General features: G+C 62.7%; 26 protein-coding genes, 2 other RNA genes and 1 pseudogene. 12 read left to right on the plus strand and 17 right to left on the minus strand.

Annotated elements, in window-relative coordinates:
* Positions 1-9 precede the first annotated feature (9 nt).
* Complete coding sequence (metZ, locus tag R8L07_13490) at positions 10-1,197, plus strand: O-succinylhomoserine sulfhydrylase (protein ID MDW3206544.1); 1,188 nt, start codon at positions 10-12, stop codon at positions 1,195-1,197.
* Between the two features lie 71 nt (positions 1,198-1,268).
* Here the strand turns inward: metZ and R8L07_13495 are convergent, their stop codons facing one another.
* The 3 genes from R8L07_13495 to R8L07_13505 all read right to left on the minus strand — a co-directional run bounded on the left by R8L07_13495 (position 1,269) and on the right by R8L07_13505 (position 4,101).
* Positions 1,269-2,315, minus strand: a complete 1,047-nt coding sequence (locus tag R8L07_13495; GenBank protein MDW3206545.1) for an extracellular solute-binding protein — start codon at positions 2,313-2,315, stop codon at positions 1,269-1,271.
* 35 nt (positions 2,316-2,350) lie between these two features.
* Complete coding sequence (locus tag R8L07_13500; protein MDW3206546.1) at positions 2,351-3,109, minus strand: ABC transporter permease; 759 nt, start codon at positions 3,107-3,109, stop codon at positions 2,351-2,353.
* A gap of 77 nt (positions 3,110-3,186) precedes the next feature.
* Complete coding sequence (locus R8L07_13505; protein ID MDW3206547.1) at positions 3,187-4,101, minus strand: ABC transporter permease; 915 nt, start codon at positions 4,099-4,101, stop codon at positions 3,187-3,189.
* 331 nt (positions 4,102-4,432) lie between these two features.
* On the opposite strand from R8L07_13505, the gene R8L07_13510 reads away from it, so the two are divergent.
* A complete protein-coding gene (locus R8L07_13510) occupies positions 4,433-5,668 on the plus strand; it encodes an MFS transporter (GenBank protein ID MDW3206548.1) in 1,236 nt (411 codons plus the stop codon).
* 15 nt (positions 5,669-5,683) lie between these two features.
* On the opposite strand, the gene R8L07_13515 is transcribed toward R8L07_13510, so the two are convergent.
* Both R8L07_13515 and ssrA read right to left on the minus strand, forming a co-directional pair.
* A complete protein-coding gene (locus R8L07_13515; GenBank protein ID MDW3206549.1) occupies positions 5,684-7,330 on the minus strand; it encodes a PAS domain-containing sensor histidine kinase in 1,647 nt (548 codons plus the stop codon).
* Between the two features lie 141 nt (positions 7,331-7,471).
* Positions 7,472-7,841, minus strand: a transfer-messenger RNA (tmRNA) gene (gene ssrA / locus R8L07_13520).
* Positions 7,842-7,880: 39 nt separating this feature from the next.
* Between ssrA and R8L07_13525 the strand changes: the two genes are divergently transcribed.
* The 5 genes from R8L07_13525 (at position 7,881) to R8L07_13545 (ending at position 11,396) form a co-directional block, all read left to right on the plus strand.
* Positions 7,881-8,675 carry a thymidylate synthase gene (locus R8L07_13525; GenBank protein MDW3206550.1) on the plus strand — a complete coding sequence of 265 codons (795 nt, stop codon included), beginning with the start codon at positions 7,881-7,883 and terminating at the stop codon, positions 8,673-8,675.
* A 19-nt stretch (positions 8,676-8,694) separates the two neighbouring features.
* Positions 8,695-9,072, plus strand: a complete 378-nt coding sequence (locus R8L07_13530; GenBank protein MDW3206551.1) for a TfoX/Sxy family protein — start codon at positions 8,695-8,697, stop codon at positions 9,070-9,072.
* A complete protein-coding gene (locus R8L07_13535) occupies positions 9,069-9,614 on the plus strand; it encodes a dihydrofolate reductase (GenBank protein MDW3206552.1) in 546 nt (181 codons plus the stop codon). The genes R8L07_13530 and R8L07_13535 overlap by 4 nt, the downstream gene beginning before the upstream one ends.
* A 107-nt stretch (positions 9,615-9,721) precedes the next feature.
* Positions 9,722-10,693: a thioredoxin-disulfide reductase gene (trxB, locus tag R8L07_13540; protein ID MDW3206553.1), complete on the plus strand. Its 972-nt coding sequence runs from the start codon at positions 9,722-9,724 to the stop codon at positions 10,691-10,693.
* Between the two features lie 175 nt (positions 10,694-10,868).
* Entirely contained in the window at positions 10,869-11,396 is a 528-nt protein-coding gene (locus R8L07_13545) for a polymer-forming cytoskeletal protein (GenBank protein MDW3206554.1), read from the plus strand.
* Positions 11,397-11,405: 9 nt separating this feature from the next.
* Here the strand turns inward: R8L07_13545 and R8L07_13550 are convergent, their stop codons facing one another.
* From R8L07_13550 to R8L07_13590, 9 genes and pseudogenes are all read right to left on the minus strand, one after another.
* A complete protein-coding gene (locus tag R8L07_13550; GenBank protein ID MDW3206555.1) occupies positions 11,406-12,983 on the minus strand; it encodes an aromatic amino acid ammonia-lyase in 1,578 nt (525 codons plus the stop codon).
* A 97-nt stretch (positions 12,984-13,080) separates the two neighbouring features.
* Positions 13,081-13,440 carry a hypothetical protein gene (locus R8L07_13555; GenBank protein MDW3206556.1) on the minus strand — a complete coding sequence of 120 codons (360 nt, stop codon included), beginning with the start codon at positions 13,438-13,440 and terminating at the stop codon, positions 13,081-13,083.
* Positions 13,437-13,682 (minus strand): RebB family R body protein, encoded by a 246-nt coding sequence (locus tag R8L07_13560; GenBank protein ID MDW3206557.1) that lies wholly within the window; start codon positions 13,680-13,682, stop codon positions 13,437-13,439. The genes R8L07_13555 and R8L07_13560 overlap by 4 nt, the downstream gene beginning before the upstream one ends.
* Before the next feature lie 36 nt (positions 13,683-13,718).
* Positions 13,719-13,952 (minus strand): RebB family R body protein, encoded by a 234-nt coding sequence (locus R8L07_13565; protein MDW3206558.1) that lies wholly within the window; start codon positions 13,950-13,952, stop codon positions 13,719-13,721.
* A gap of 89 nt (positions 13,953-14,041) precedes the next feature.
* Positions 14,042-14,227: pseudogene (locus R8L07_13570) on the minus strand (RebB family R body protein).
* Positions 14,228-14,463: 236 nt separating this feature from the next.
* On the minus strand, positions 14,464-14,727 hold the full coding sequence (locus tag R8L07_13575; GenBank protein MDW3206559.1) for a hypothetical protein: 264 nt from the start codon (positions 14,725-14,727) through the stop codon (positions 14,464-14,466).
* 159 nt (positions 14,728-14,886) lie between these two features.
* Positions 14,887-16,053 carry an acetyl-CoA acetyltransferase gene (locus tag R8L07_13580; protein ID MDW3206560.1) on the minus strand — a complete coding sequence of 389 codons (1,167 nt, stop codon included), beginning with the start codon at positions 16,051-16,053 and terminating at the stop codon, positions 14,887-14,889.
* Positions 16,054-16,145: 92 nt separating this feature from the next.
* Positions 16,146-16,733, minus strand: a complete 588-nt coding sequence (locus R8L07_13585; GenBank protein ID MDW3206561.1) for a demethoxyubiquinone hydroxylase family protein — start codon at positions 16,731-16,733, stop codon at positions 16,146-16,148.
* A 14-nt stretch (positions 16,734-16,747) separates the two neighbouring features.
* Complete coding sequence (locus tag R8L07_13590) at positions 16,748-17,833, minus strand: GlxA family transcriptional regulator (GenBank protein MDW3206562.1); 1,086 nt, start codon at positions 17,831-17,833, stop codon at positions 16,748-16,750.
* A gap of 70 nt (positions 17,834-17,903) precedes the next feature.
* Between R8L07_13590 and rnpB the strand changes: the two genes are divergently transcribed.
* From rnpB to R8L07_13605, 3 genes are all read left to right on the plus strand, one after another.
* Positions 17,904-18,306, plus strand: an RNA gene (gene rnpB / locus R8L07_13595) — RNase P RNA component class A.
* A 120-nt stretch (positions 18,307-18,426) separates the two neighbouring features.
* Positions 18,427-19,242, plus strand: a complete 816-nt coding sequence (locus R8L07_13600; GenBank protein ID MDW3206563.1) for a hypothetical protein — start codon at positions 18,427-18,429, stop codon at positions 19,240-19,242.
* Between the two features lie 59 nt (positions 19,243-19,301).
* Positions 19,302-19,859: a PAS domain-containing protein gene (locus tag R8L07_13605; GenBank protein ID MDW3206564.1), complete on the plus strand. Its 558-nt coding sequence runs from the start codon at positions 19,302-19,304 to the stop codon at positions 19,857-19,859.
* Here R8L07_13605 and R8L07_13610 read toward each other — a convergent pair.
* Positions 19,856-20,746 (minus strand): LysR substrate-binding domain-containing protein, encoded by an 891-nt coding sequence (locus R8L07_13610; protein MDW3206565.1) that lies wholly within the window; start codon positions 20,744-20,746, stop codon positions 19,856-19,858. The genes R8L07_13605 and R8L07_13610 overlap by 4 nt on opposite strands.
* Before the next feature lie 63 nt (positions 20,747-20,809).
* Here R8L07_13610 and R8L07_13615 point away from each other — a divergent pair, with 63 nt between their 5' ends.
* Positions 20,810-21,700, plus strand: a complete 891-nt coding sequence (locus R8L07_13615; GenBank protein MDW3206566.1) for a DMT family transporter — start codon at positions 20,810-20,812, stop codon at positions 21,698-21,700.
* Positions 21,701-21,752: 52 nt separating this feature from the next.
* Here R8L07_13615 and R8L07_13620 read toward each other — a convergent pair whose 3' ends face one another.
* Positions 21,753-23,462, minus strand: a complete 1,710-nt coding sequence (locus R8L07_13620; GenBank protein MDW3206567.1) for a methyl-accepting chemotaxis protein — start codon at positions 23,460-23,462, stop codon at positions 21,753-21,755.
* Between the two features lie 295 nt (positions 23,463-23,757).
* Positions 23,758-25,443 (minus strand): energy-dependent translational throttle protein EttA, encoded by a 1,686-nt coding sequence (gene ettA, locus R8L07_13625; protein MDW3206568.1) that lies wholly within the window; start codon positions 25,441-25,443, stop codon positions 23,758-23,760.
* A gap of 188 nt (positions 25,444-25,631) precedes the next feature.
* Here ettA and R8L07_13630 point away from each other — a divergent pair, with 188 nt between their 5' ends.
* The gene (locus R8L07_13630; protein ID MDW3206569.1) at positions 25,632-26,552 is read left to right on the plus strand and encodes a DMT family transporter; all 921 of its coding nucleotides are present in this window, start codon (positions 25,632-25,634) and stop codon (positions 26,550-26,552) included.
* Positions 26,553-26,561: the final 9 nt, after the last annotated feature.

The raw sequence follows: 26,561 nt of genomic DNA on the forward strand, positions 1-26,561 counted from the left end.
CGCGGAAAGATGGACGGTGGATTGACCGGGCGGCGCTATCGACGCCAGACAGAACTGGTGCGGGGCGGCCTGGACCGGTCCCAGTTTCGGGAGACCAGCGAAGGTCTCTTCCTGACCTCCGGCTATGTCTATGACAGTGCGGAACAGGCCGAAGCCTCCTTCAAGGGCGAGACCGACAACTTCATGTATTCGCGCTATGCCAATCCGACGGTCGGCATGTTCGAAGAACGTCTGGCCCGGCTGGAAGGGGCGGAGGATTGTCGGGCGACGTCCAGCGGCATGGCTGCGGTCTTCTCGGCCCTGGCGTGCTTCCTGGGGCACGGCAAGCGGATCGTCGCGTCGAAGGCGCTGTTCGGATCCTGCTACATCGTCTGTTCGGAAATCCTGCCGCGTTTCGGTGTCTCAACGACTTTTGTCGACGGGCATGACCTGGACCAGTGGGCCTCGGCACTGAAGGACCGTGCCGATGCGGTTTTTGTCGAAACACCGTCCAACCCGATGCTCGATCTGGTCGATCTGGAGGTGGTGTCCGCCCTGGCCCATGGCGCCGGCGCGAAGGTGATTGTCGATAATGTCTTCGCCACGCCGATGCTGCAGCGCCCGCTGGAACTGGGGGCGGATATCGTGACCTATTCCGCGACCAAGCATATCGACGGCCAGGGCCGGACGATGGGCGGCGCGGTGCTAAGCACCAACAAGTATATCAAGGACGTGTTTGAACCGTTCTATCGCCATACCGGCCCATCGATGAGTCCGTTCAACGCCTGGATCATGGTCAAGGGGCTGGAAACGCTGCCGCTGCGGGTCGAGCGGATGTGTGCGAATGCCGACCGGATCGCGCACTTCCTGGAGGCCCATGACGGCGTGCAGGCCGTTCGGTATCCGGGCCTGGAAAGCCACCCGCAGCATGCGCTGGCAAAACGTCAGATGAGCGGGTTCGGGACGCTGGTCACCTTTACGGTGCCGGGCGGGAAGCCGCGCGCATTCGACATTCTGAACCGGCTGCGCCTGTGGGATATCTCCAATAACCTTGGTGACGCCAAGAGCCTCGTGACCCATCCGGCGACAACAACCCACCAGCGGCTGAAGCCGGAGGAACGGTCCCATCTGGGCATCGATGACGGCACGATCCGACTGTCCGTCGGTCTGGAGGATGTCGAGGATCTGTTGGAAGACCTGGACGCCGCGCTGTCCTGATCGACCGCTTCGGTCCTGAATGCAAAAGGGCCGGCCCCGGGGGCCGGCCCTTTCCTGTGCGGACTGTCGGATCAGGATTTCAACTTGGTCCAGACCCGCTCGCGAAGCTGTTTCGAGGCCGGGCTGCACTGCTTGAAGCCTGACAGGCGCTCGCCGAATTCCTCCGGCATGTTGACCGCCGGATCGGCCGAAAGGCTCTCGTTCAGGAACGCGCCGGAACCCTTGATGGCGTTGGAATAGCCGGTGTAGTTCGATGCAATGGCCGCATTCTGCGGGTCCATCATCCAGTTCACGAAGGCTTTCGCCGCGTCCATGTTCGGCGCGTTTGCCGGAACCGCCAGCGTATCGGTCCAGAAGGTCACGCCTTCTTTCGGATAGACATAGACCGCATCCGGCTTGTTCTTCTTCACGCGATGCGCGGCACCGTTCCATTGCATGTGGACCGCGACCTCGCCGGCGGACATCCGGTCGATCGTCCCGTCGTTCGAATAGACCTTCACATGCGGTTTCTGGGCCATCAGCAGGTCGAGGATCTTCTGGGCATCGCCGGAATCCTCGGTGCATTTGTCGACGCCGAGATAGTATGCGGCGGCGTTCCAGACGTCGCTCATCTCGTTCAGCATCGCGATATTGCCCTTCAGTTCGTCGCGCGGCTCGAACAGTTCCTTCCAGCTTTGCTCAAGCTCACCGCCCGGCACCATGGCCGGATCGTAGGTGAAACCGGTCGTTCCCCACATGTAGGGCGCCGAATAGGACCGGTCGGGATCGACGGACAGCGTCTGGAACGGCGGCAGGACATTGCCGAAATTCGCCATCTGATTGACGCCGATATTCGCGACCAGACCCTTTTCGATCATTGTGCCGAGCGTGGTCGGACCGGGAAAGATCACGTCATATCCGCCGCCGCCGGCCTGCAGTTTGGCCAGAAGATCCTCTTCCGAGGCGTAATTGTCGATCGTGACCGTGACACCCGTCTCGGCCTCGTATTTCTCCAGAAGCTCCGGCGGGAAGTAGTTGGACCAGTTGTAGAGATGCAGTTCCTGCGCCGACGCGGCGCCTCCGAGGGACAGCCCCAGCGCTACCGTGAGGCCCCCAAGGATTTGGGACATTCTTGACATTATCGTCTCCCGTTTTCCTGTTGCGAGGACGGCCGTTATCTGTGCTGTGTCTGCCCGCGTCCTCTACCGAGCAGAAGTGAAAGCGAGACGAGCGCCACCGAAACCAGCAGCATGATCGACGAGATCGCATTGACCTCCGGCGAAACGCCGACCCGGATCAGTCCGAAAATGTAGATCGGCAACGTCGTCGATCCGGCGCCGCCGACAAAGAAGGTGGTGACGAAATCATCCAGTGAGATGATGAAGGCCAGCACCGCGCCGGAGATGATCCCCGGCATGATCAGTGGCAGTGTAACCTTCCGAAAGGCGGCGCCCGGTGTTGCGTAGAGGTCCCCCGCCGCTTCGATCAGGCGCGGATCGAGGCCTTCCAGCCGGGCCCGGATCGGCAGATAGGCGAAGGGGATGCAGAAGACCGTATGGGCGATCATGACGGTGATCAGGCCCTGGGTGATGCCGACCATCGCGAAGAACATCAGCGTCGCGACGGCAGTGACGATTTCCGGAACCGTCAGGGGGAGGGCGATCATGACATTCATCGCCGACTGTCCCGTGAACCGGTCCCGCGCCATGCGCACCGCCGCCAAGGTGGCGAGCGAGGTCGACGCCGTGGCCGCCACCACGGCGATGATCAGGGAGTTCTTCGCCGCGCGCAGCATTTCCTCGTTCTGCAGAGCCTTGATGTACCAGTCGACGGAAAAGCCCGACCAGATTGTCACCAATTCGTTGGCGTTGAAGGACAGCGCGATCAGGACCGCGATCGGCAGATAGACATAGGCGAAGAAGAGGACCGCCATGAAGGCGACCCCAGGCCAGTGCTTCGCATCACCCGGTGCTGCCCGGCGGATCGGCAGTGTCATGGCGGATTTGTCCGTCATTGCGTCCCTGCCTTTGGCCGCGCCTTGAGGGCATAGATCGTCATCGCGATCAGGACCAGGGCGAGCAGCGCAAAGCCGAGCGCCGCGCCGAACGGCCAGTTGCGCGCCGCGCCGAACTGCAGACCGATCAGGTTGCCGATCATCATCGTCTTGCCGCCACCCAGCAGTTCCGGTGTCACGTAGGAGCCGAGGCAGGGCACGAAAACCAGAATCGATCCGGCGATGATGCCCGGCTTTGCCGCCGGCAGAACGATGTGCCAGAGCGTGCGCACCCGGTTCGCATAGAGATCGAACGAGGCCTCGATCAGCCGCGGGTCCAGTTTTTCGAGGCTGGCATAGATCGGCAGCACCATGAAGGGCAGGAAGGAATAGGTCAGTCCGACGGACACCGCGAAACTGTTGTGCAGCAGGGGCAGCGGCTCACCGATCAGCCCCGTCCAGAGAAGGAAGGAATTGATCGTGCCGTGGTCGCGCAGCAGCAGGATCCAGGCGTAGTTTCGGACCAGCAGATTGGTCCAGAACGGGATGGTTACCAGAAAGACCAGCGTCGCCCGCCATTTCTCCGATCGGGTCGCCATGAAAAGCGCGGTCGGGAATCCGACCAGCAGCGACAGGGCCGTGGTGATCGCCGAAAGCCAGATCGATCGCAGGATGATCGACAGGTAGTCGAAGTTCCAGGACAGGCTGTCATCGAGATTCCGCTCGAAGATGAAGCGCAGATAGGCTTCCGCAGAGTAACTGTCCCAGACCACGCTGCCGGAGAAGTCGCGCTCGTGGATCGAAATCCAGGCCATCAGAAGCAACGGCACGACCATGAAGATACCGATTGCCAGCGCAGCCGGACCGATCAGCAATGCCCTGGCGCGCCATGCGCCGCCTCGCCGTCTGCCCGCCGATTCCGATACGGCCATTGTTGCTCGCGGAGACGGATCGGTCCCGCCGCCGCTCTGTCGCGGCAGTTGGTTTCGCGTTCCGAATCCACGCCTTGTTTGGTTTTCCCGTCGTACTCGCAACTCCACGGTAGGGGACAACGACAGTTATTCCAAGTTTTTTTATGCAATCGGTCAAATAAACCCGGAGGCGCGGGCATCTTGCCCGATGTAAGTGAATGCAGCGGGTGGTTTGTTTCGCCGCGTCACAACTCTTTGGCACCGGTCCGATTGGCGATAATGGCCATTGCGGCGGAAAGCCCACCGCGTTAGGGAGCATGGGTCCGCGCCGGACGACCCAAGGATTACTCTCATGTCCGAAACCCTGTCGATGCCTTCCGAGGCGGACAGCCGTTATGCATGGCTGCGCCTGTTCATAAGCCTGATCGTCAGCACGATTGGCGGCATCGGCCTGTGGTCTTCGGTGGTTGTCCTTCCGGAGATTGAGGCGGAATTCGGCATCGACCGGGGCGGCGCCTCCTTTCCCTATATGGCGACGATGATCGGCTTCGCGGCCGGTGGCATCCTGATGGGCCGACTGGTCGACAGGTTCGGTATCGCGGTTCCTGTCTGTATCGCAGCGGTCATGCTGGGAATCGGGTACGTCCTGTCCGCCTTCGCGACCAGTTTCTGGATGTTCGTGGCCTGCCAGGCGCTGCTGATCGGGATGCTGGGTAGTTCGGCCACCTTTGCGCCGATGGTTGCCGACACGTCGCACTGGTTCCTCAGACATCGCGGGATCGCGGTCGCAATCGTGGCCAGCGGCAACTATCTGTCCGGCACGGTCTGGCCGCCGGTCCTTCAGTTTGGGATCGAACTGGTAGGCTGGCGCGAAACCCATATCTGGGTCGGACTCTTCTGTGTCGCGACGATGGTTCCCCTGTCGATGCTGCTGCGGCGCCGGCCGCAGGTGGATCAGGGACATGCCCCTGTCGCCCGGCGCGCGGCAACGGGCGCCGCACCGGCGTCACCGACGGTGCTGCTGACGATGTTGGCGCTGGCAGGGGTTGCCTGCTGTGTCGCCATGTCTATGCCGCAGGTGCACATTATCGCCTATTGCGGTGATCTGGGTTACGGACCCGCCGTCGGTGCGGAGATGCTGTCCCTGATGCTGGGTCTCGGCATCGTGAGCCGCCTGATATCCGGCGTCATCGCGGACCGGATCGGCGGGATCGGTACCCTGATCCTGGGGTCGGCGCTGCAATGCCTTGCGCTGTTGTTCTATCTGCCGTTCGACGGGTTGATATCGCTGTATCTCGTGTCGGCCCTGTTCGGCCTGTCCCAGGGCGGCATCGTGCCCAGCTATGCCCTGATCGTCCGGGAGTATTTTCCGGCGCGCCAGGCCGGGACGCGGGTTTCGATCGTGCTGATGGCGACTGTGTTCGGCATGGCGCTGGGCGGGTGGATGTCCGGGGAGATATACGATCTGACGGGCAACTATCAAGCCGCCTTCCTGAACGGCATTCTGTGGAACCTGTTCAACATGGGAATTGCCGCCTGGCTGCTGATGAGCCGCATTCGGTCCGGTCGCGGCATGGCCCCGGCCTGATCGGGATACCGGAGTTTAGTGCAACTGGGTCATGGCGGCGGGGGGGACCACGCGATGTCCGGGCATTCGAACGATCGCGTTGGTGCCTTTGCCCGGTTCGCTTTCCAGGTGAACGCTGCCGCCATGAAGTTCGCACAGCTTGCGCGCAATCGGCAGGCCCAGGCCCGTGCCCTCGACCGCCATCTGCTGGGCGGAGTCGAGCCGCTGGAAACTTTCGAAGGCCTGTTCCAGGCGATCCGGCTCGATACCCGGTCCGGAATCCCCTACGACGATCTCGAAACTGCCATCGTCCATCAGGCGTGACGTGATCAGAATCCGGCCTCCGATGAAGGAGAACTTCACCGCGTTGGCCAGCAGGTTGATCAGGATCTGTTCCAGCTTCACCTCGTCGGCTCTGAGCCAGACGTCCTCGGTATCGCTTTCGGTCTGGAACTTGATCGACTTCCGGCGCGCCCGATCCGACAGGATCGCGAGACTGTCGGCAACGACCGTATCGGGCATGAACACGGTTTCCCGCAGGGTTTCCTGTCCCGCCTCGATCTTTGACAGATCCAGTATGTCCGAAACCAGACGCAGCAGGTGCTGGCCGCTTCGATGAATGTCATCGGCATACTCGGCGTAGCGGTCGTGACCGATCGGCCCGAGATGCTGTTCTTTGAGGATGTCGGAAAAGCCGATGATCGCGTTGAGCGGCGTGCGCAGTTCGTGGCTCATATTGGCGACGAACTGGGATTTGGCGCGGCTGGCGGCCTCTGCGTCCCGGCGCGCCTCCAGCAGGGAGATTTCGGTGACCTTCAGATCGCTGACGTCCCGGGCGGAGACGATGACAACGGGCTCACCCTCCAGCTGGATCAACCTGCCGCGGATTTCCGTCGGAAAACGGGTGCCGTCCTTTCGGACATGGACACCCTCCTGGACGACCAGCTTGCCAAGCCGTGCCTTGCGCCAGTTTTCCATCACCAGTTCGCACGGTATGGCCACTTCGACATCGCCGACGGACATCTGCAGCAGTTCGTCCCGGCTGTATCCCAACGCCGCGCAGGCCTGTTCGTTCACGTCAAGAAAATGTCCGTCGAGATCGTGAATGAAGATGGCATCGGCAATCTCGTCGATGACGGTCCGGTAGCGCATCTGGCTGTGACGCAGGGCATCCTGGGCACGTTGTTCAATCAACGTGGCGCCGATCCGTTGTGCCAGCAGCCGGAAAGTGATCTCGGTTCCGGGGCCCAGCGCAATCGGGTCCGTGTCGATCGCAAAGACATGCGCGAAGACCTGGCCCTCCGGATCGTAGATCGCCTCTGCCAGATACCCCTCGACACCGAGAGCAGTCATGAAATCCGGTGCGTGAAATCGGGTGGAGACTTCAGCCGGGAAGGCCCGGAAGGGGTCTTTCGGCGATGTGTTGTAGACGATTTCGCAGGGACCGCTCGCGAAGGAATAGGAAAACGGTACGACGGCCCCCTGACGATCATAGATTTCTCGTACCTCGATGCGGTCGGTATCCTCGACCCTGAGCCCGATTCCGGTAAGGCGACAGTCGGTGACGTCTGCCAGAATTTTGAGGATCGCCGGCATGAACTCAGGATCGCCGGGGTTCAGTCGATCCAGAGCACGGAGGGCGTTGACTCCGCCCGGAACTGCCATGTCGAGTGTGTCAGTCACATCCGCTCTCCCGGACATAGACTAGAACAAAACATGGTTAATGGGCTACCAAATATTCGCTTGCACGCATTAAACGTACGGTTTGCGCGCGTAGGTTTACCTACCGCAGGTCGTCGGGTTTCGGGTTTTTGTGGGGAAGAAAGTGGGGGGTTCTGTTGCTGGGTCCCCCAAACCCCACCTGGAAACGGATGAGGTTTCCAGGAATTCCGACTTTGCTACTGAGGCCACTTACGCAGCGACAGCAACCATCTCGTCGTTATCATTCGCATTTAGCGATACGGCCCGATAACGGCGGTACCATGCCGGGCGCGGACATCTGCCTTTACCACGCGTGTCGATCCTGATTCGCCCCCATATGCCGAGGAAATCCTGAGAAATCCTCGGCGAAACTGGTGGAGGCGCCGGGTACTGCCCCCGGGTCCACTACGCTTATTTCGCAGCGCCCTCTAGCGCCATAGTCGATTGCTCGACAGGGATACATATAGGCAGTATGACCGCGCGATGAAAGGGGTTTTCAGTTTACCCCGGAATCTCCCTAAATGGTGTCGCCATGAAGCAATATCTCGATCTGCTGCGCGATGTGCGCGACAACGGTGTGGTGAAATCCGACCGGACGGGGACGGGGACACGGTCGGTTTTCGGCCGACAGTTCCGGTTCGACCTGTCCGAGGGCTTCCCTCTGGTCACCACGAAAAAGCTGCATCTGCGGTCCATCATCCATGAACTGCTGTGGTTCCTGCGCGGCGATACCAATATCGCCTATCTGAAGGAAAACGGCGTTTCGATCTGGGACGAATGGGCCGACGAGAACGGAGATCTCGGGCCGGTCTACGGTAAGCAATGGCGGTCCTGGGCCGCGCCCGACGGGCGCAGCATCGACCAGATGCGGATCCTGATCGACGGATTGAAGCGCAATCCCGACAGTCGGCGCCATATGTTGAGTGCCTGGAACCCCGCCGATATCGACGACATGGCCCTACCGCCCTGCCATTGTCTGTTCCAGTTCTATGTGGCCGATGGGAAGCTGAGTTGTCAGCTCTATCAGCGCAGCGCTGACATTTTCCTGGGGGTGCCGTTCAACATCGCGTCCTATGCGCTGTTGACGATGATGGTGGCCCAGGGCGTCGGACTGCGGCCCGGAGAGTTCGTGCATACCTTCGGGGATGCCCATCTCTACCTGAACCATCTGGAACAGGCCGATCTGCAGCTTTCCCGGACACCGCGCCATCTGCCCACCATGACCATCAACCCGGATATCGATGATGTCTTCGCCTTCCGGTTCGAGGATTTCGAACTGTCCGATTACGACCCGCATCCGCATATCGCGGCACCCGTGGCGGTCTGACATGTGGGCGGACTGACTCATGGCGGTCAGCGCAGAGCTGATGGACTGGCTGGCGGAGCGCTTCGCGCCGCTGGGACCGGTGCATCGCAAGCGTCTGTTCGGCGGCATGTGCTTCTATCTGGATGATGCGATGTTCGCCGCCGTGCTGCGCGACACGCTTTACTTCAAATGCGATGCGGATACCGCGGAAGCCTTCGACGCGGCCTGCTGTGAGCCGTTCGAATATGACAAGAAGGGCGGTACGACCGTGGTGCCCGCCTTCCGGCGCTGTCCGGATTCCGCCATGGATGATGAGGATGAGTTGCTCGACTGGGCGCGTCTTGGGATTGAGGCGGGGCGGCGGACCGCGATCGAAAAGGCGCGCAAGGCCGCCCGGAAGAAGGCGAGGAAGAAATGATGCGCGACGCGCGCCCGAAAATCGTTCTGGTCGTGGCCATGGCGCGCAACCGCGCAATCGGTATCGATGGGGATCTGCCCTGGCGGCTGCCGGGTGATCTTGCCTTTTTCAAACGGGTCACGATGGGCAAGCCTCTGGTCATGGGGCGCAAGACCTGGGAAAGCCTGCCGCGCAAGCCCCTGCCCGGGCGACCGAACCTCGTCGTGACCCGGGCGGCGGGCTACGAGGCCGAGGGGGCGGAGGTATTCGATACGGTGGAGGGCGCGCTGACCCGGGCCAGGGACCTTGCGGCGGATGTCGGAGAAGTCTGTGTCGTCGGGGGAGCGGAGATCTATCGACAGACCCTGGCGCATGCCGACCGGCTTTATCTGACCGAGGTCGACGCGGCCCCCGATGCCGATACGTTCTTTCCGGAGATAGATCCCGCAGATTGGCAGGAGACGGCACGGGAACCGGGCCCGCCGCCGAAGGATCCCACTGTGGAGGCGCCGGATTATCACTTTGTCACGCTGGATCGCCGCAAAGAGGCGAGAATCGGCTAGGAAGCGGTTGCGGATGCGCGCGCGGTGACTATGTTCTGGGACCTGTCAGCAGGTGTCGGGCGCCGCTGGCAATCCCGCGCAGCAAGAGACTTTTCGAGGAAATCAGCATGTCGGACACGCATCGGGTCAAGGTTCTCATCATCGGCGCCGGTCCGGCGGGCTATACGGCCGCGATCTATGCCGCGCGCGCCAATCTGGAACCCATGCTGGTCGCCGGGCTTCAGCCGGGCGGGCAGCTTATGATCACGACCGATGTGGAGAATTATCCGGGCTATGAGGATGTCATCCAGGGCCCGTGGCTGATGGACCAGATGCAGAAGCAGGCGGAAAAGGTCGGTACCGACATCCGCCATGACCTGATCACGGATGTCGATTTCACCCAGCGCCCGCTGCGCGCGGTCGGCGACAGCGGCAGTGTCTATCTGGCCGATACGATCATCATCGCGACCGGCGCTCAGGCGCGCTGGCTGGGCCTGCCGGCTGAGCAGAAGTTCATGGGCTTCGGCGTCTCCGCCTGCGCGACCTGCGATGGCTTCTTCTATCGCGGCAAGGAAGTCGCCGTGATCGGTGGCGGCAACACTGCCGTGGAAGAGGCGCTGTATCTTACCAATCACGCGTCCAAGGTCACACTGATCCATCGCCGCGACAGCCTGCGCGCCGAGAAGATCCTGCAGGATCGCCTGCTGAAACATCCGAAGATCGAGGTCATCTGGGACACGGTCGTCGAAGATGTGACTGGCAGCGAGGATCCGCTCGGTGTCGAGGGGCTGGTCCTGCGCAACGTCAAGACCGATGCGAAAAGCGAACTGGCCGTCCACGGCATGTTCGTCGCCATCGGTCACGACCCGGCGACGGCCGTGTTCAAGGGCCATATCAAGATGGATGAGGAAGGCTACATCCTGACCGCGGCGGATTCGACCGCGACTGATATCCCCGGCGTTTATGCGGCGGGCGACGTGAAGGACAAGACCTATCGGCAGGCCGTGACGGCGGCAGGCATGGGCTGCATGGCCGCGCTGGAGGCGGAGAAATTCATCGCCGGGTTGGAAGACGGCGCCGCGTCCGAAGCCGCCGAGTAACCCTGATATCCCTATGAATCGAAGGGATTAACCCGCGCGCACTTCCTGTGGAAACGGGGCGCGTCGGGAAAGGTTCACAATCACCCTGTTGTAGTTTGCCACCCGCTAATTTAGCATGGATTATAGATAGTTAGTGCTATCTATATCTGGTTTGATGAACGGGAGGCATCACCATATGTTCGGTTCGAAGGAGCGGCCCGGAGCGCCGCAAGCCGTGGTCGAAGGCCCCGTGGCCAGATCCCATATCGCAGCGGGCATGTCGGTGACCGGTGATATCGAGGGCGATATCGACCTCCTTCTCGACGGCAAACTGGAAGGCAATCTGCGCTGCCGATCCGTCACCATCGGACGGTCCGGCGAACTGGTCGGCAAGATTCAGGCGCAGGAAGCTGTGATCGACGGCCGTGTCGAAGGCGACATCGAGGCCAAGATCGTCAAGCTGAACGTGACCGCCACCATGATCGGCGACGTGCGCCACGACGTGATCGAAGTTGCCGCCGGTGCGAAGATCGAAGGCCGCTACAGCCGGATTGACGGGAAGTCCGGGGCCAAGCCGGTGGTCAAATCCTCCCACAAGACCGACAAGGCCGATGCCCCACCGAAAGCGCCGGCCGCCATCGCACCGGTCGAAGACAATGTGGCCGCCGTGGCGGAAAAGCCGGCAGCCGAAGTCGTCGCCATGGGCGGGGTCAAGCCGGTCTGACGTGGCCGGTTAGTCAATCGACGCAAATGCGGTTTCCACCAGATCGCCGTTGACGATCAGATCGATCAGCGGCGTCAGGGAAAACATGTCGTCCCCTTCACGGTCGATCGGCAGCAGCGGCAGCAGAGTCTCCACAACCGGCCGTATGCCCGCGCCCAGATCCTCCAATGCGATGCCGCGCCGGTGGATCGCCCAGACCCCAACCGTCAATTCGATGGTCGCGATCTTGTAGGCGGCCTCTATCACGCGGGCCATGTCGGCCACGGCGTGCATGGCAAGGCCCGCCGTGTCCTCCACGCCGTCCGCCAGTTGCCCGACGGAATTCAACAGAACCGGTGTGGCCCAGATCTTCGTCGATGCGATCAGCGACGCCGCGATATGGGACAGATTGAGAAACTGGACGCCCCCCACGGCGCCGGATTCCCGGGCCAGCCCCGTGGGCAGGCCGGAAAATGCGGGCCAATGCTGCTTGTGCAGGCGTTCCCCAGACAATTCGCACATCTTCGCCAGAATCTGTCGCAGCGGGTCCACGGCAGCCGTCAGGGCGGTCGAATCCATATTGCCGTGGCTGATCACCTTACCGGTCGTGCTGTCGATCAATGGATTGTCCGTCGGCGCATTCAACTCGGTCTCCCAGACCTCCTGGGCGCGGGTCAGTACCTCCCAGCCGACGCCGTGGATCTGCGAAACGCAGCGGAAGGACAGGGGATCCTGCAGGAAGCGCGGTTCACCGTCCCGCCACAGTGCCGATCCGTCCAGCAGGGCCCGCATATGCCCGGCCGACCGTTTCTGCCCGCGCCGACGGTGCACGGCGGCGACCTGAGCGGCGATGGCGCCCGGGTTCCCGCGCAACCCTTCAAGAGCGACGGCAGCGGCCAGATCCATGGTCTTCAACAGACGCTCCGCCGCGACCAGCCCCAACCCACCCATGCCGAGCGAGATCGCGTTGCTGTTCATCAGTGACAACGCCTCTTTCGCACCCGGCTCGAAGATCGAATCCGGTGCACTGTCCAGCAAGCCAAGGCCGAGCTGCGCCAGCGGCACGAGGTCGGATGCACCGACGGAGCCGGATGCGTCGACCGGTGGAATGCGGTTGTCGTTGAGGCGTTCCAGGATGCGTTTCACCAACTCCGGCCGGACGCCGCTGGTCCCCGTCGCGAACAGGTTGGATTGAATCGTCATGGCCGCCCGCACGACCGAAGGATCCAGGGTCGGCCCGGGCACACGGGTCGCATGGGCGGCCAGCAGGCGGCGGTTGAACGATGCCAGCTCGGTCTTCTGAACGCCGGAATCTTTCTGGGACCCGACGCCGGTAGTGATGCCATAGGCCGGGCGTCCGGACTGCACGATGCCCTCGACCACTTCGCGGGCGTCGGCGATACACTGCCAGGCATCGTCCGCCAGAAGCGCCTTGTGATGACCGACGGCGATCCGTGCCAATTCGTGCAGCGTCAAATCGTTCCCGGTCAGCGCGATCGCGTCCTGTGCCCCTTTGGTCACCGGGACGCGGGGCAGGGCGGCGGGGGCTGGGGAGACATAGGAGGGCGAGACGGTGGGCGTCTCGTTCAAGGGCGTCTGAATCGTCATGACCGTATCCGGGTGCGTCTCTTATGTTTGAACAAAAAGGACTGCTGCCCGTATAGGGCAGCAGTCCATCGTTCCGCAACCGGGGTATGCGACCAGTTTATCCTGTTTCCGCGCCGCCGGGCAGATTGGCCATCAATTTGGCAACAGCATCGCTGGTTTCAGCCTGGGCCTGGATCGCGTGAGAGACGGCGCTTTGGGCGGCATCGATGACCGCCTGCGCCTCACCCTTTCCATCGGTGAGATCGGCTAGGGCGCGGGCCGTGGCGGCTTCCGCCAGGATCTGGGTGCGCCGCAGATGGTCGGCGGCGTCCTGCAACATCATCGCGCCGGTCTGGGCGGCTGCCTGCCTCAGCGCCTGGGCGGAAAGTGTGTCGGCCCCGCCCGCGGCGAGTCGCAACAGGTTCTCCGCGGTTTCGGCGACCTGATCGTTCATGGCGCTTTCGGCGCGCGGGCTCATGGCCTGTCATCCTCGGCACCGCCCCGCTTCAGGCGCTGGACTGCCGATCCCAGAAGTGCATCCGCGATCATGGAATCATGCTGTTGGCGCGCGGTCGCGTTCTGCATCTGCAACCCCATCGCCTGCGCCCAGACTTGGTGAAGCAGGGAGGAAGCCAGAGCCGGCGCAGCACCCGTGTTTCCGACGGAAACCTGGGCCACGGCGTCGGTGATCTGACCGTTCACCTGGGTCGGAAAGGCCATGCGGGTCCTCCTGATCGTCTGTCGCCGTCGTGGGGACTACTTGGCGTAACCGCCGGACAGGCGCGACACGATCGCGCCAAGAACGGCCTGCTGAATCGTCTGCGCCGATTGCTGTTGCGCGGTCGCGTTCTCATAGAGAACACCGCTGGCATGGGCCATCGATTGAAACACCGCGCCCATTGCCATGGCCGGGGCGTCGCCCAGGACTTTCACATTCGCCTGGGTCACCGCATCGGTGATCTGGCCGTTCACGGGGGTTGGTATCGCCATTTCTCAGAACTCCTTCGGATTAGATTCGGGGCGTGGGCCGGCGTTTAGCCGCGCCCGTCTATCAACCGGTCGGCAATCGCGGCGACGATCGCCTGATGCACCGTTTGGCTGGATTGCTGTTGGGCGACGGCGTTTTCAAACAGGATGCCGGCGGCATGGGCGGCGGATTGGTAGAGCGCGCCCATCGCCATGGCCGGCGCGTCGCCCAGCACTTTGACATTCACCTGGGTCACCGCGTCGGTGATCTGGCTGTTGACCGGGGTATTGTCGGCCATCGCAAAGTCTCCTTCCGTGGGAGGTTCGGGTAAGGGGGCGTCGTAAGGTTCGGATGGCGCGTCCGTTGTCCCGGCGCCGGCGGCTTCGGGAGGCTCGGCATCTGGGGGCTCGGCATTCGGCAGCCCGATCTCGGCCTCCCGGACAGCGTCTTCGTGCACGGTCTCCGGCGTGTCGGCGCCGTCCCTGCCTGAATCGTCTTTGCCGGTGTCGTCATTGCCCATGTCGTCGGCCATGATCAGCGTTCCGGCTCTGGACCGGGACCGTTGAGTATCTCAAGGCACAGGCGTGCGGTCTCGGCGAGCTGTTCCTGATGGCCGCGCTGCTGTTCCGCAACCGCCGCCAGCATCGCCTGCTGCATCGACTGGGCGGTATTCAAACAGTCCCGTGCCACATCAGCCGCGAGATCCAACCCGGTGCTGTCCGGCGGCGTATCATCCGGTGATGTATCATCCCGTGATACGCCCGACTCCGAGCGGGGCCCTGCCTGTTTCCGTGCCAAGACAACCTCTCCCACAATCCTGACGAGCATAGTAGCGCAACCAAAGCGCGTGCGGAAGAGGAATCGCGTGTCGGACCCGCGGGAAGGGTCAAAACCGCGAAGACCCCGGACTTTCGGTCCGGGGTCTTCGTCTCGATAGAGATGCCGTCTTGGGCGGCCCTACTTCACCGCTTCCAGGATGGAAACGTAGTTGGCGACCGCCGCGCCGCCCATGTTGAAGATGCCACCCAGCTTGGCGTCCTTGACCTGCATGTCGCCCGCCTCTCCGCGGGTCTGCATGGCGGTCATGACATGCATGGACACGCCGGTCGCGCCGATCGGGTGGCCCTTCGCCTTCAGCCCGCCCGACGGATTGACCGGCAGCTTGCCGTCCTTCGCCGTCACGCCGTCCATCGCCGCCTTCGCGCCTTCACCGGGCTTGGCGATGCCCATGGCCTCGTACTGCATCATCTCGGCGATGGTGAAGCAGTCATGGGTTTCGACGAAGCTGAGGTCGTCCAGCGACAGGCCCGACTTGTCGAAGGCCTGATCCCAGGCACGGGCGCAGCCATCCAGGAAGGTCATGTCACGCTTCGACATCGGCAGATAGTCGTTGACCTGCGCTCGGGCGCGGAACGCAACGGCCTTCTTCATGCCCAGTGCCGTATCCATATCCGCCAGCACCAGCGCCGCCGCGCCGTCGGAGACCAGCGAGCAGTCGGTGCGCTTCAGCGGTCCGGCGACCAGCGGATTCTTGTCCGAAATGGTGCGACAGAACTCGAAGCCCAGATCCTTGCGCAACTGCGCATAGGGATTGGCGCAGCCGTTCTTGTGGTTTTTCGCGGCGATGGTCGCCAGACCGTCACTCTGATCGCCATACTTCTGGAAATAGCCGTTGCAGATCTGGCCGAAGACCCCGGCGAAACCACCTTCGGTTTCGCCTTCCTCCTTCAGATAGGAAGCCTGCAGCAGGATACCGCCGATTTCCGGGCCCGGTGTCGCAGTCATCTTTTCCACGCCGACGACCAGAACGACCTTGCCCTGCTTGGCTTCCAGATAGTTCACACCCTGATGCACGGCGGCGGACCCGGTCGCGCAGGCGTTTTCCATCCGGGTCGACGGCTTGAAGCGCAGACCGTCCACGGTGTTCATCACCAGAGAGGAGCCGAAATCCTGTTTGGAGAAGCCACCATTATACCAGCCGAGATAGATGGCATCGACGTCTTCCGGGGCAACCCCGGCATCCTTCAGCGCATCTTCGGCGACGCGGCCGACCAGGGATTCAACATCTTCGCCTTCCAGCTTGCCGAAGGGGGAATGGGACCAGCCAACAATCGCTGCAGTCATGACGGGGGCTCCTCTCTGTCCGGTTTTGTCTCGTTGAAATGGGTTTTACCGCACTGCAATACAACGGTCGAGTCATGGGAAGTAGATGCCGCTCAGCTTGCGGTGTCGTTAGGGGCTATCTCGCGCGCCATTCTCCGGGAATCGCCATTAGTGGACAGCCAGATCACAGCTTCGGTGGATAGCGCAATCACAGCATCGAGCAGCCGGTCTAGCGCTCGAGGTCGCCCAAGGGCCTGTCGCGCGGCCGCCAGGTGTTGTTCTTCCTCGTCTCGGATGCCGGCAATTATGTCGTGAAGTTCGCAGTCCCGATGCGCCAGGAAACGAAGCTGATGCGCTAGATGGCGATGCACTCTTGCTTCTACAGCGGCCGTGCAGATCCAGATGGCCCGACGACCCAGCAGTGCGGTAACCATCCCCAAAGCGTAACCACCTATGCCCCATAACCACATCGCCCGACAGGGGTGTGCTTTCCGTGCGGGCATAGCACGCCTGAATGCATCAGCGTGCCTGATTTCATGACCGCGAGTTTCGCTCAAGAAGTCGCAAAGGTCGGGTGCGGTAAGGGTCGCGATCCGAATCTGCCCAGTATAGATGCGAATGGCCCCGTGTTCCCCGGCATGATTGACCTTCAGTATGCGCGCGATAGTCCGGTCTGGATTTTCTGTCTTTGGGGTAGCCATTCCGGAGCGAGAACCTAATCCAGAGTTGGGATAGCCTGCATCGCTGCACGGCGTTCCATGACGCTGCGCGGCTTGAACTGCAGGCGGGTCTGCAGCAGTGAATCCGCCTCGACGGCGGACAGGCGGCGGACCTCGGTTGGGGTCATGCCGAAGGCCTTCCGGAACAGGGTCGCGAAATGGGACTGGCCGTTGAAACCGCATTCCAGGGTGATATCCAGAACCGACCGGTCGGTTGTCACTGTCAGCCAGAGCCCGTGATCCAGGCGCATTCGGCGGGAGAAATCCCCGAAACTCATGCCCAGCTCCTCGCGGAAGCTGCGCTCCAACTGCCGCCGGGAGATGCCGACCCGGTCGGCCAATTGTCCGATGCGCGGCGGATCGGACAGTTTTTCCTCCAGCAGCAGGATGGCCCGGGCGACCCGCGGGTCGCGGACGGATTGCGCTATCGGCGGCTGCGGTTGGGCCGGGGCGGCCGTCCGGCTGCTTTCGACCATCATGATGCTCAGCGCCTTCTGCGCCACGTCATGGCCCAGATGCCGTTCGATCATCCAGGCCGCCAGCCGGGCCGCGCCAACGCCGCCGGCGCAGGTGATCCGCTTTCCGTCGGCGACGAACAGGCGGCTGGTGTCGGGCTCGACCTGGTCGAAGCGGTCGATCATGTCCTGATAATGCAGCCAGCTGACGCAGGCCTTGCGCCCGTCCAGGAGGCCTGCCTTGGCCATTGAGAAGACGCCGGTGCAGATGCCGACCACGGCGACGCCCTTCGACGCCGCGGTGCGCAGGTAGTCGACGATGGGGGCGTCCTGCGCCTCGTCATGACCCAGAAGACCGCCGACCGCGACGATGTAATCGAACCTTGCCGGGTCCAGCAGATCGGCCGTCGCGGTGATCGATACGCCGCAACTGGCCGGAATGGCGCGGGCGGCGGGGCTCATCACTTCCCACCGGCAGCGGATCGGGCGGGACCGATCGCGTTCGTCCGCGGCCAACCTCAGGGCGTCGATAAAGGACCCGAACGCGTTCAGGGTAAACCGGGCGAGCGGCACCATTCCGACATTCAGTGCGGCCGGTGGCTCGGGAGGGGAAGCATCCTTGTTCATGGCGTGAATTTAGCGATGTGACGGAAACGTTGAAAGCGCGACGAAGAGGGCGTATTCCCTGCGGCCAGGGCCAGACGGTTGGACGGCCGCGCCCGGGCAGTGGGGAAACCCGCCCGGGTGAGGAAAGTCCGGGCTCCACGGAAACACGGTGCCGGCTAACGGCCGGCGGGGGCGACCCCAGGGAAAGTGCCACAGAAAGCAAACCGCCGGGCGCAGGTCCGGTAAGGGTGAAAGGGTGCGGTAAGAGCGCACCGCCTGCCCGGCGACGGGCAGGGCATGGTAAACCCCACCGGGAGCAAAACCGAATAGGGACGGTAGCCGCCCCTTTTCTCGCAAGAGGGAGCGGCAGGCGCGTTTCCGCGTCCCGTCCGGGTAGGTTGCGCGAGGCGGCCGGCAACGGCCGTCCCAGATGAATGGCCGTCCATTGCCCGAAAGGGCAGGGACAGAACCCGGCTTACAGACCGTCTGGCCCCGCTTCCCTGGCATGGCACATCCGAAGATTTCAATTCACGCAAGTAGCTCCCCCGCGTAGGGTTGGGGGCCTGTTCCTGCCATAGATCCGGCGTAAGGGAACGCAACCGGAGATTACAGCCATGAACAGACTCCTGATTATCGCTGCCGTGATTCTGACGGCGGCCTCGGTATCCGCGCGGGCCGGCGACTCGGACTGCCAGCCGGCGGACATGGTGGGCTATGCGCCGGCCAATGAGGAATGCATGGCGATCAAGACCTATCTGCCTGCCGATCCCGGTGCGGCCAGGCGTCTGGTCGTGGTCCTGCATGGCGATCTGAGCCGCGGCGGGCCGGCGGACTACATCTTTCCGCTGGCTGAACGCGCCGCCGAACTGGGTCAGATCGGCGTTGCCATGATGCGGGTCGGCTATTCCGGTGACGGTCGCCGATCGACGGGCACGCCCAGCCGACAGGAAAACCGCTCCAACCTCTATACAGCAGACGAGTTCGATGCCGTCGCGGAGGCGACCGCCGCCCTGAAGGCGCATTACGGTGTTTCGGAAGTGGTGATGATCGGTCACAGCGGCGGCGCCGCGACGGCGGGTGTAATTCTGGGCCGACATCCGGGTCTGCTTCAGCGGGCACTGCTGATCGCCTGTCCCTGTGACATAGCCAACTGGCGGCGCTTGCGGGGGCGCAATCCCTGGCCAAGGGCGGAGAGCCCCGACGACTATATTGATGAAATCCAACCCGGAACGGTCGTGCGCCTGCTGGTCGGCAGCCGCGACAGGAACACTTTCCCGGTGTTGTCGGAAGATTACGTGGAGGATGTCACGGCACGCGGATTGGACGCGGCGCTCTATACCGTGGCGGACGGTGAGCATAATCTGAACGACCGAATGACGAACAGCGACACATTCGGTGCCGCGGTTACGGAAATCATCGCAGCGGAGTGAGTGCGCGGCCGAAAGTATCGTGTCATAGTCCCTGAAACGGGCGGAGAATCGACACGACGATGCCGGATGGCGAAATTGAAATGTTCGACATTGATGAGTTCGAGCGGTTGCTTGAGCGCGCGGAACTCGTCACGGCATTCCGGTACTGGCAATCGATTACGCATGGCGAGGACGTGCCGAAATATGCCGATCTCGACCCGTTGGACATCCTTCCGGTCCTGCCGCTGGTCAATCTGGTCGACGTCGTCCACCAGCCGGACGGTGGCTACCGGCTCCGCCATCGTCTGGTCGGGACGGAGATCGTGGAGCGGTTCCGGACGGAGCATACCGGACAATGGTTCGATGACCTCTACGATCCGGAGCATCTCGAGCGGCAGCTTCCCTCCTACATTCGCGCCGTCGAGCGGCGCAAGCCGACGGTCGGCGATATCGACTTGTACGAAAATAATGTCCGGGTCATGGCCTATCGCCGGCTGATCATGCCGATGGCCGATGAAGACGGTGCGATCTGCTGTCTGTTTCTGGTCTTCGCCTTCCACAGCAACGAGGATCGGCTGAAACAGTTGAAGAACGGTCTTCCCCTGCACAAACCCGGACAGGGTTCGCGGCGCGGCTAACGCCCGCCGATCCGCAGCAGCCGCTCAACCGCGCGCAGCACAGCAGGGCGCTCCTCGGTCTGGTCGAACACGACAAAATGGCGTTTCGGGTTGTCGAGCCGTTGTTCGGTCAATGGCTGAATTCCGGCGGCTTCGGCGTCCGCATCGGACAGAATGGAACGCAGCATCACAATGCCGAGTCCCTGGGATCCGGCATCGACCACCATATCGTAGTCTTCGAACCGGCGGTCCTGCTGACGGGCGGCGTATTCCAGCCCGTGTCGGGCGAACCAGGCGCGCCATTGCGCCGTGTCGGAATCATGGATCAGGGGATGGTTCAGCAGGTCTGCCGGATCCGGATTCGGACCCAGTTCGGCGGCCAGCGCGACTGATGCGGCCGGTCGGAATGTCTCGTCGATGAACGGTTCGAAACGGGGCCCGCCACCGGGGTTCGCGGTGTAGCGGATTGCGATATCGATGTCGCCTGGCTCCAGTTTCCGAACGCGGTGATCGAGACGAAGATCAAGCTGCAGATCCGGCGGGTTCCCCTCGATCTGTCGCAGCCGGGGCAGCAACCACAGCCGTGCGAAAGACGGCGTTGTGCTGATCCTGACACTGGGCCGTCCGCGACGTGGGTTCCATTGGTCGGCGGTGCGGGCGATGCGTTCCAGCGCCGCCCGAATTTCGCCGGAAAACCGCTGGCCGGCCGGAGTCAGCGCCACGCCACGGCCCTTCCGCTCGAACACCGGATGGCCCAGCCAGTCTTCGACCAATGCGACCTGACGGCTGACCGTGGAATGGGTCACGTTCAGCGCCGCCGCCGCGGCCGAGAACGAACCGAGCCGCGCCGCTTCCAGAAATGCGTTAAGTGCCGAAATCGGTGGCAAGCCAGTAAAGCTGTGCATCATACACACAGGATATTAGGAATCCGTGCGATATGACAACAGGACGGCAGGGCCTATTCAATCGGAATGACACAGACAGATTTCATTCCGAAGGCCGGCCTGACGGCGTACTGGCCGTTGTTTGCAACAGTTCTGCTCTGGGGCAGTGCCTTTCCGGCAATCGGATATGCGGTGCAGTTCGCCGATCCGTTGCCGGTAGCCGCGCTGCGTTTCTCTGTGGCGGCAATTCTGCTCACCCTGTGGCTGTCCCGGCACGGTGGGTTGGGATTCCTGCTGACGGACCTGCCCCGGTTTCTGATCTGCGGCGCCTTGGGGATCGCGGTCTACAATGCCTTTCTGAATGCCGGGATGCGGGATGTATCGCCGGGGGCGGCCTGTATCCTGATCGCGATCCAGCCGGTTATCGCGGCGGGGCTGTCCGTTCTGTTCCTGAAGGAAAGGTTCGGTGCCGCGGCATGGGGTGGGGCCGCCATCGCCCTAGCGGGCGCGGTCTGTGTCGGCCTCGGTCAGCCGGGCGACCTGCGCTTCGGAAGCGGGTCGAGCCTCGTTCTGGCCGCCGCGATCTGTTCGGGAACCTATTTTGTGGTTCAGCGTCCGCTGGCAGTCCGGCATGGCGCCGCCCGTGCCGCCTCGGCGACCATTATCGGCGGGGCGGTCTGTCTGTTGCCATGGCTACCGGAAGGGGTGGCTCAGGCATGGTCGATGCCGAATGCGGGGGCGGCGATTCTGTATCTGGCCATCGGGCCCAGCATATTCGGTTACATCTGCTGGACCCGGTCGCTGCATCTGTTCGGTGCCGCGCGCGCCTCCAATTTCCTGAACCTGATGATCCCGCTGTCCATGGTTCTGGCCATTCCCGTCAACGGGATCTATCCCGACGTATTCAGCCTGATCGGTGGCGTGCTGGCGATAACCGGTGTGTGGGTGGTCAACCGGTCGAAGAGCCCCAATAGGTAAGGGCGGCCGGGACTGCCCGACCGCCCAAACCCCTGCCCCGAACTCTCTGCGGTTACCCCGCGAGCTGTTTCAGGAACCCGTCAACCTCCTGTTTCAAGGTCCGGACTGTGTCGTTGAGGCGGTGGGACGATTCCTCAACGGCCTTGGCGCCGGATTCGTTGTCATCGACCTTGGCCCGGACCGCCCCCATGATGTTTGAGACTTCCATGGTGCGGCTTTGGGCCTGTTCGATATTGCTGCTGATGCCTTCGGTTGCGGAAACCTGCGCATCGACCATGTCCGCGATTTCAGACGCGCCGGAACTGATCCGACGAATGCTGTCGACAACGGATCCGATGGCGCCGCCGGCATCCTGGATCGCGCTCTGGATCGACGCGATCTGCTCGGCGATCTCGCCGGTCGCCTTGCCGGTCTGGGTCGCAAGCCCCTTCACCTCGTTCGCAACGACCGCGAAGCCTTTGCCGGCTTCTCCGGCGCGTGCCGCCTCGATCGTGGCGTTGAGGGCCAGAAGATTGGTCTGTTCGGCAATGTCGTTGATCAGTTTGACAACTTCGCCGACGCGATCCGCAGCCTGCTGCAGTCCGGCAACCTTCTCGTTGACGCTTTCCGTCTGCTGGGCGGCGCTTTGCGCGTCGCGGGCGGAATCGGAGGAGCGGCGACCAATTTCCTGGATCGAGGTCGACAGCTCTGACGTCACCGAAGACGCCTCGTTGACGGAATTCGCTGCCTCGTTGGAGGAAGCATCCGCCTGTTCCGACATGCCGCGCAGTTCGCCGGCGCTGCCGACGATGTTGCGAATGGCCGTGTCGCTCTGACTGCTGACCTCCGACAGGGACTGGATGATGCCGCCGACCTTGTCCCGGAACTGCGTGGCAATCCCCTTGATGAAGTCGCGCTTCTCTTCTTCCGCCTTGGCCTGTCGCTCGGCCTGCTGTGCCACCAGCCCGGCATTCTCCTCCGCGTTCTCGCGAAAGACCTCGAGTGCCCGTGCCATGTCGCCCAGCTCGTCGCCGCGCTCGGTATAGGGGACCGCCTTCTTCGTGTTGCCTTTCGAGACTTCGATCATCTGATCCGTCAATTGCAGCATCGGGCGGATCGAGGTCCGAACCAGGATGAATGCAATCCCGCCGCAGACCAGCAAGCTGGCTATCGTCGCAATCAGGATGCCGGTCACAATGTTCGATGCCGCGGCGCGCACATTCGATTTCAGCACACCGGCATAGAGAATGCCGATCGTATCGCCGGACGGATTCCGGATCGGTTCATAGATCGTGTAGTAGTCCTTGCCCAGGATCGTCGCTTCGCCCAGATAGGTCTCGCCGCGCATCATGAAGGGATAGACGCGCCCGCTCTGGCCCAGTTGCGTTCCGACCGCGCGGCTGCCGTCATCCTTGATGATGTTCGTCGTACGGCGCCAGAAATCGCGGTTATCGTCTTCCCATTCGAAGACGGTCGCGGTCTCGCCGGTGACCGAGCCGATCTCGTCGATCATGCTGTGATCCGGAAAATCCGGGATCTCCGGCAGGGTGAGCTTGGTGACGCGCCCGGCCTTGGTGATGGTGAACTTCGTCTCCGGGACCGTCTTGCGCAACAGAACCGCCGCGGTCCGCAGACTGGCATTCTGGCGTTCGATGACCTGATCGGCGATCTCCTCTTCCAGGATGTAGATCGCGCTGCCGCCAACCGTGGCCGCTGCCAGAGAAATCAGCCCCAGAACAATCAGTACAAGCCGCGTGCGCAGCTTGAGCCTAAGTTTGAGCATACTGTTTCACTCCCCCAAGGGTTTGTTATTGAGTAGTGAAACATCGCATTTCTTAACAAAAATTGAACTGAAATGTAATAATGTTTGCCGGGCACGCGTTTCCGTGCCCCGAAAAGGAGCTTTTCGACCTCGCGCGGCGACTAAAGCCGACCTGTGGTCTCCGGCCCGACTTGGGTGGGGTTTGGCGACAGACTGTCGGCCCGCGGGTTGTCGACCGGCCCGGCTGGCGGTCGCTCGAAACGGCGGCGTCAGCGTCGGCTGCCGGGAAGGCCCGCGCAGCCAACGCCAAAATCCGTTATCGCTCCAGACGGCGGTACTTGATCCGGTGCGGCTGGTCCGCCTCGACGCCCAGACGGCGTTTGCGGTCGGCCTCGTAGTCTTCGTAGTTGCCCTCGAACCAGACTACCTGGCTGTCGCCTTCATAGGCCAGGATGTGGGTTGCGAGACGGTCCAGGAACCAGCGATCGTGGCTGATGACCACGGCGCAGCCGGGGAAGGTCGCCAGGGCGTCTTCCAGGGCGCGCAAGGTATCGACGTCCAGATCGTTGGTCGGTTCGTCGAGCAGCAGGACGTTGGCACCGGATTTCAGCATCTTTGCCAGGTGAACGCGGTTGCGCTCCCCGCCGGAGAGTTGTCCGACCTTCTTCTGCTGGTCGCCGCCCTTGAAGTTGAAGCTGCCGACATAGGCGCGGCTCTGCACCTTGCGCTTGCCCAGTTCGATGATGTCCTGGCCGTCGGATACTTCCTCCCAAACAGTCTTGTTCGGGTCCAACGCGTCGCGCGATTGGTCGACATAGCCCAGCTTCACAGTCTCACCCAGGCGAATCGAGCCACTATCGGGCTGCTCCTTGCCGGTAATCATGCGGAACAGGGTCGTCTTACCGGCGCCGTTCGGGCCGATGATGCCGACGATGCCGCCCGGCGGCAGTTTGAAGGACAGGCCGTCCATCAGGAGCTTGCCGTCATAGGCCTTGCGGACCTCGTCGGCCTCGATCACCACGCCGCCCAGGCGCGGGCCTGGCGGGATGACGATCTGGGCCGTCTGGTTCGCCTGTTCGGCGGCCTCGGCTTCTCGGACCAACTCGTCATAGGCCTGGATACGCGCCTTGGATTTGGTCTGGCGGGCACGGGCGGAGGCGCTGACCCACTCGCGTTCGGCGGCGATGTTGCGCATGCGCGCTTCCTGCTCGCGGCCTTCCTGCTGCAGGCGTTTCTGCTTCTGCTCCAGCCAGGAGGTATAGTTGCCTTCGTAAGGAATACCGCGGCCTCGGTCGAGTTCCAGAATCCAGCCGGTGACATTGTCCAGGAAGTAACGGTCGTGGGTGACCATCACGACGGTGCCCGGATAATCGGCCAGGAAACGTTGCAGCCAGGCGACGCTTTCGGCGTCCAGGTGGTTGGTCGGTTCGTCGAGCAGCAGCATGTCCGGGCGGCTGAGCAGCAGGCGGCACAGGGCGACGCGGCGCTTTTCCCCGCCGGACAGGTTGGCGACATTCCAATCGCCAGGCGGGCAGCGCAGGGCGTCCATCGCAACCTCGACCCGGCTGTCCAGATCCCAGGCGTCCTCGGCGTCGATCTTCTCCTGCAGTTCGGACTGCTCGGCGATCAGCGCCATCATCTCGTCATCGTCGGTGACTTCGCCCAGCTTCATCGACACTTCATTGAAGCGGTCGACGACGGCCTTCAATTCGCCCAGCCCTTCCATCGCGTTTTCCGCGACGGTCTTGCTGTCGTCCAACTGCGGCTCCTGGGCCAGATAACCGATCTTCACACCGTCGGCGGACCAGGCTTCGCCGGTGTAGTCCTGATCGATGCCGGCCATGATCTTCAGCAGGGTCGACTTACCGGCGCCGTTATAGCCCAGTACGCCGATCTTCGCGCCGGGCAGGAATTGCAGGTTGATGTCCTTCAGGACTTCCTTGCCGCCCGGATAGGCCTTGCCCAGCTTGTGCATGCCGAAAACGTATTGGTACGAGGCCATGGCGGTCCTGCTCCCTGATCGTCGGAAATCGTCTGGAAGCCACCCCTTCCGGAGCGGCGACGCGGTTGTAGCGGAGTTGGGCGACGAGGGCAATTTTTTGCGATTGTCTGCCTTGCGGGCCCGGGCGCGGGAAGCGAATGTCGGTGCCCGCGGCTTGAAGCAGCCGCATGCCTTGGGGGAAATGGGACATGACGGATCGCGAACCGCCGGTCGTTGCCGGTCGCAATGCCGGGCTGGAAATTGCGCCGGCACGCAAAGCCAATCCGGTCTGGGCGGCGGTCTGGATGATGGGGGCGCTGACGTCCTTCGCGCTGATGGCAGTGGCCGGGCGCGAAATCTCCAGGGAGATGGATACCTTCCAGCTGATGTTCTATCGCAGCATCATTGGCATCGTCATCGTCGTGGCAATCGGTGCGATGCTGCCGGGCGGCCTGGGCCGGTTCAGGACGGGGCATTTCCGGATGCATCTGGCCAGGAACGTCGCCCATTTCATCGGTCAGTTCTGCTGGTTTCTGTCCATCACGCTGATCTCTCTGGCGGAGGTTTTCGCCATTGAGTTCACCACGCCGATCTGGGTCGCGCTGATCGCGCCGCTGTTTCTGGCGGAATCCATGAACCGCTACCGGGCGATTGCCATCGCGATCGGTTTCGTCGGGGTGTTGGTCGTGCTGCGTCCCGGGGTGGTCGAGTTCGGGGCGGGGCATATCGCGATGCTGATCGGATCCTTCGCCTTTTCGCTGTCGATGATCACGACCAAGAAGCTCAGCGCGACCGAGTCGCCGCTCAGCATCCTGTTCTGGATGGCGGTTCTGCAGGCGCCGATGGGGTTGATCGGGTCGCTGAGCGATTTCACGTTGCCCGGGACGGAATCCGCCCTCTGGCTGATTGTGGTCGGGGTCGGCGGGCTGACGGCACATTTCTGCATTGCCCAGGCCTTTCGCTGGGCCGATGCCATGGTGGTGGCGCCGATGGATTTCCTGCGCCTGCCGCTCATCGCCGTGGTCGGCATGTTGCTCTACAGCGAGGCGCTGGATCCCTTCGTGTTTCTGGGCGGGGCCGTCATCCTGGTCGGGAACTGGATCAATATCCGTTTCGCGCGGCGCACCTGACCGGCGGGC

The sequence above is a fragment of the Alphaproteobacteria bacterium genome (assembly GCA_033344895.1).
GTDB lineage: Bacteria > Pseudomonadota > Alphaproteobacteria > UBA8366 > Aestuariispiraceae > Pacificispira.

Excerpts from the sequence above, each read along its gene's own strand:
- metZ (MDW3206544.1), top strand. The coding sequence starts at position 10 with ATGGACGGTGGATTGACCGGGCGGCGCTATCGACGCCAGACAGAACTG.
- R8L07_13495 (MDW3206545.1), bottom strand. The coding sequence starts at position 2,315 with ATGTCAAGAATGTCCCAAATCCTTGGGGGCCTCACGGTAGCGCTGGGG.
- R8L07_13500 (MDW3206546.1), bottom strand. The coding sequence starts at position 3,109 with ATGGCGGTCCTCTTCTTCGCCTATGTCTATCTGCCGATCGCGGTCCTG.
- R8L07_13505 (MDW3206547.1), bottom strand. The coding sequence starts at position 4,101 with ATGGCCGTATCGGAATCGGCGGGCAGACGGCGAGGCGGCGCATGGCGC.
- R8L07_13510 (MDW3206548.1), top strand. The coding sequence starts at position 4,433 with ATGTCCGAAACCCTGTCGATGCCTTCCGAGGCGGACAGCCGTTATGCA.
- R8L07_13525 (MDW3206550.1), top strand. The coding sequence starts at position 7,881 with ATGAAGCAATATCTCGATCTGCTGCGCGATGTGCGCGACAACGGTGTG.
- R8L07_13530 (MDW3206551.1), top strand. The coding sequence starts at position 8,695 with ATGGCGGTCAGCGCAGAGCTGATGGACTGGCTGGCGGAGCGCTTCGCG.
- R8L07_13535 (MDW3206552.1), top strand. The coding sequence starts at position 9,069 with ATGATGCGCGACGCGCGCCCGAAAATCGTTCTGGTCGTGGCCATGGCG.
- trxB (MDW3206553.1), top strand. The coding sequence starts at position 9,722 with ATGTCGGACACGCATCGGGTCAAGGTTCTCATCATCGGCGCCGGTCCG.
- R8L07_13545 (MDW3206554.1), top strand. The coding sequence starts at position 10,869 with ATGTTCGGTTCGAAGGAGCGGCCCGGAGCGCCGCAAGCCGTGGTCGAA.
- R8L07_13550 (MDW3206555.1), bottom strand. The coding sequence starts at position 12,983 with ATGACGATTCAGACGCCCTTGAACGAGACGCCCACCGTCTCGCCCTCC.
- R8L07_13555 (MDW3206556.1), bottom strand. The coding sequence starts at position 13,440 with ATGAGCCCGCGCGCCGAAAGCGCCATGAACGATCAGGTCGCCGAAACC.
- R8L07_13560 (MDW3206557.1), bottom strand. The coding sequence starts at position 13,682 with ATGGCCTTTCCGACCCAGGTGAACGGTCAGATCACCGACGCCGTGGCC.
- R8L07_13565 (MDW3206558.1), bottom strand. The coding sequence starts at position 13,952 with ATGGCGATACCAACCCCCGTGAACGGCCAGATCACCGATGCGGTGACC.
- R8L07_13580 (MDW3206560.1), bottom strand. The coding sequence starts at position 16,053 with ATGACTGCAGCGATTGTTGGCTGGTCCCATTCCCCCTTCGGCAAGCTG.
- R8L07_13585 (MDW3206561.1), bottom strand. The coding sequence starts at position 16,733 with ATGGCTACCCCAAAGACAGAAAATCCAGACCGGACTATCGCGCGCATA.
- R8L07_13590 (MDW3206562.1), bottom strand. The coding sequence starts at position 17,833 with ATGAACAAGGATGCTTCCCCTCCCGAGCCACCGGCCGCACTGAATGTC.
- R8L07_13600 (MDW3206563.1), top strand. The coding sequence starts at position 18,427 with ATGAACAGACTCCTGATTATCGCTGCCGTGATTCTGACGGCGGCCTCG.
- R8L07_13605 (MDW3206564.1), top strand. The coding sequence starts at position 19,302 with ATGCCGGATGGCGAAATTGAAATGTTCGACATTGATGAGTTCGAGCGG.
- R8L07_13610 (MDW3206565.1), bottom strand. The coding sequence starts at position 20,746 with ATGATGCACAGCTTTACTGGCTTGCCACCGATTTCGGCACTTAACGCA.
- R8L07_13615 (MDW3206566.1), top strand. The coding sequence starts at position 20,810 with ATGACACAGACAGATTTCATTCCGAAGGCCGGCCTGACGGCGTACTGG.
- R8L07_13620 (MDW3206567.1), bottom strand. The coding sequence starts at position 23,462 with ATGCTCAAACTTAGGCTCAAGCTGCGCACGCGGCTTGTACTGATTGTT.
- ettA (MDW3206568.1), bottom strand. The coding sequence starts at position 25,443 with ATGGCCTCGTACCAATACGTTTTCGGCATGCACAAGCTGGGCAAGGCC.
- R8L07_13630 (MDW3206569.1), top strand. The coding sequence starts at position 25,632 with ATGACGGATCGCGAACCGCCGGTCGTTGCCGGTCGCAATGCCGGGCTG.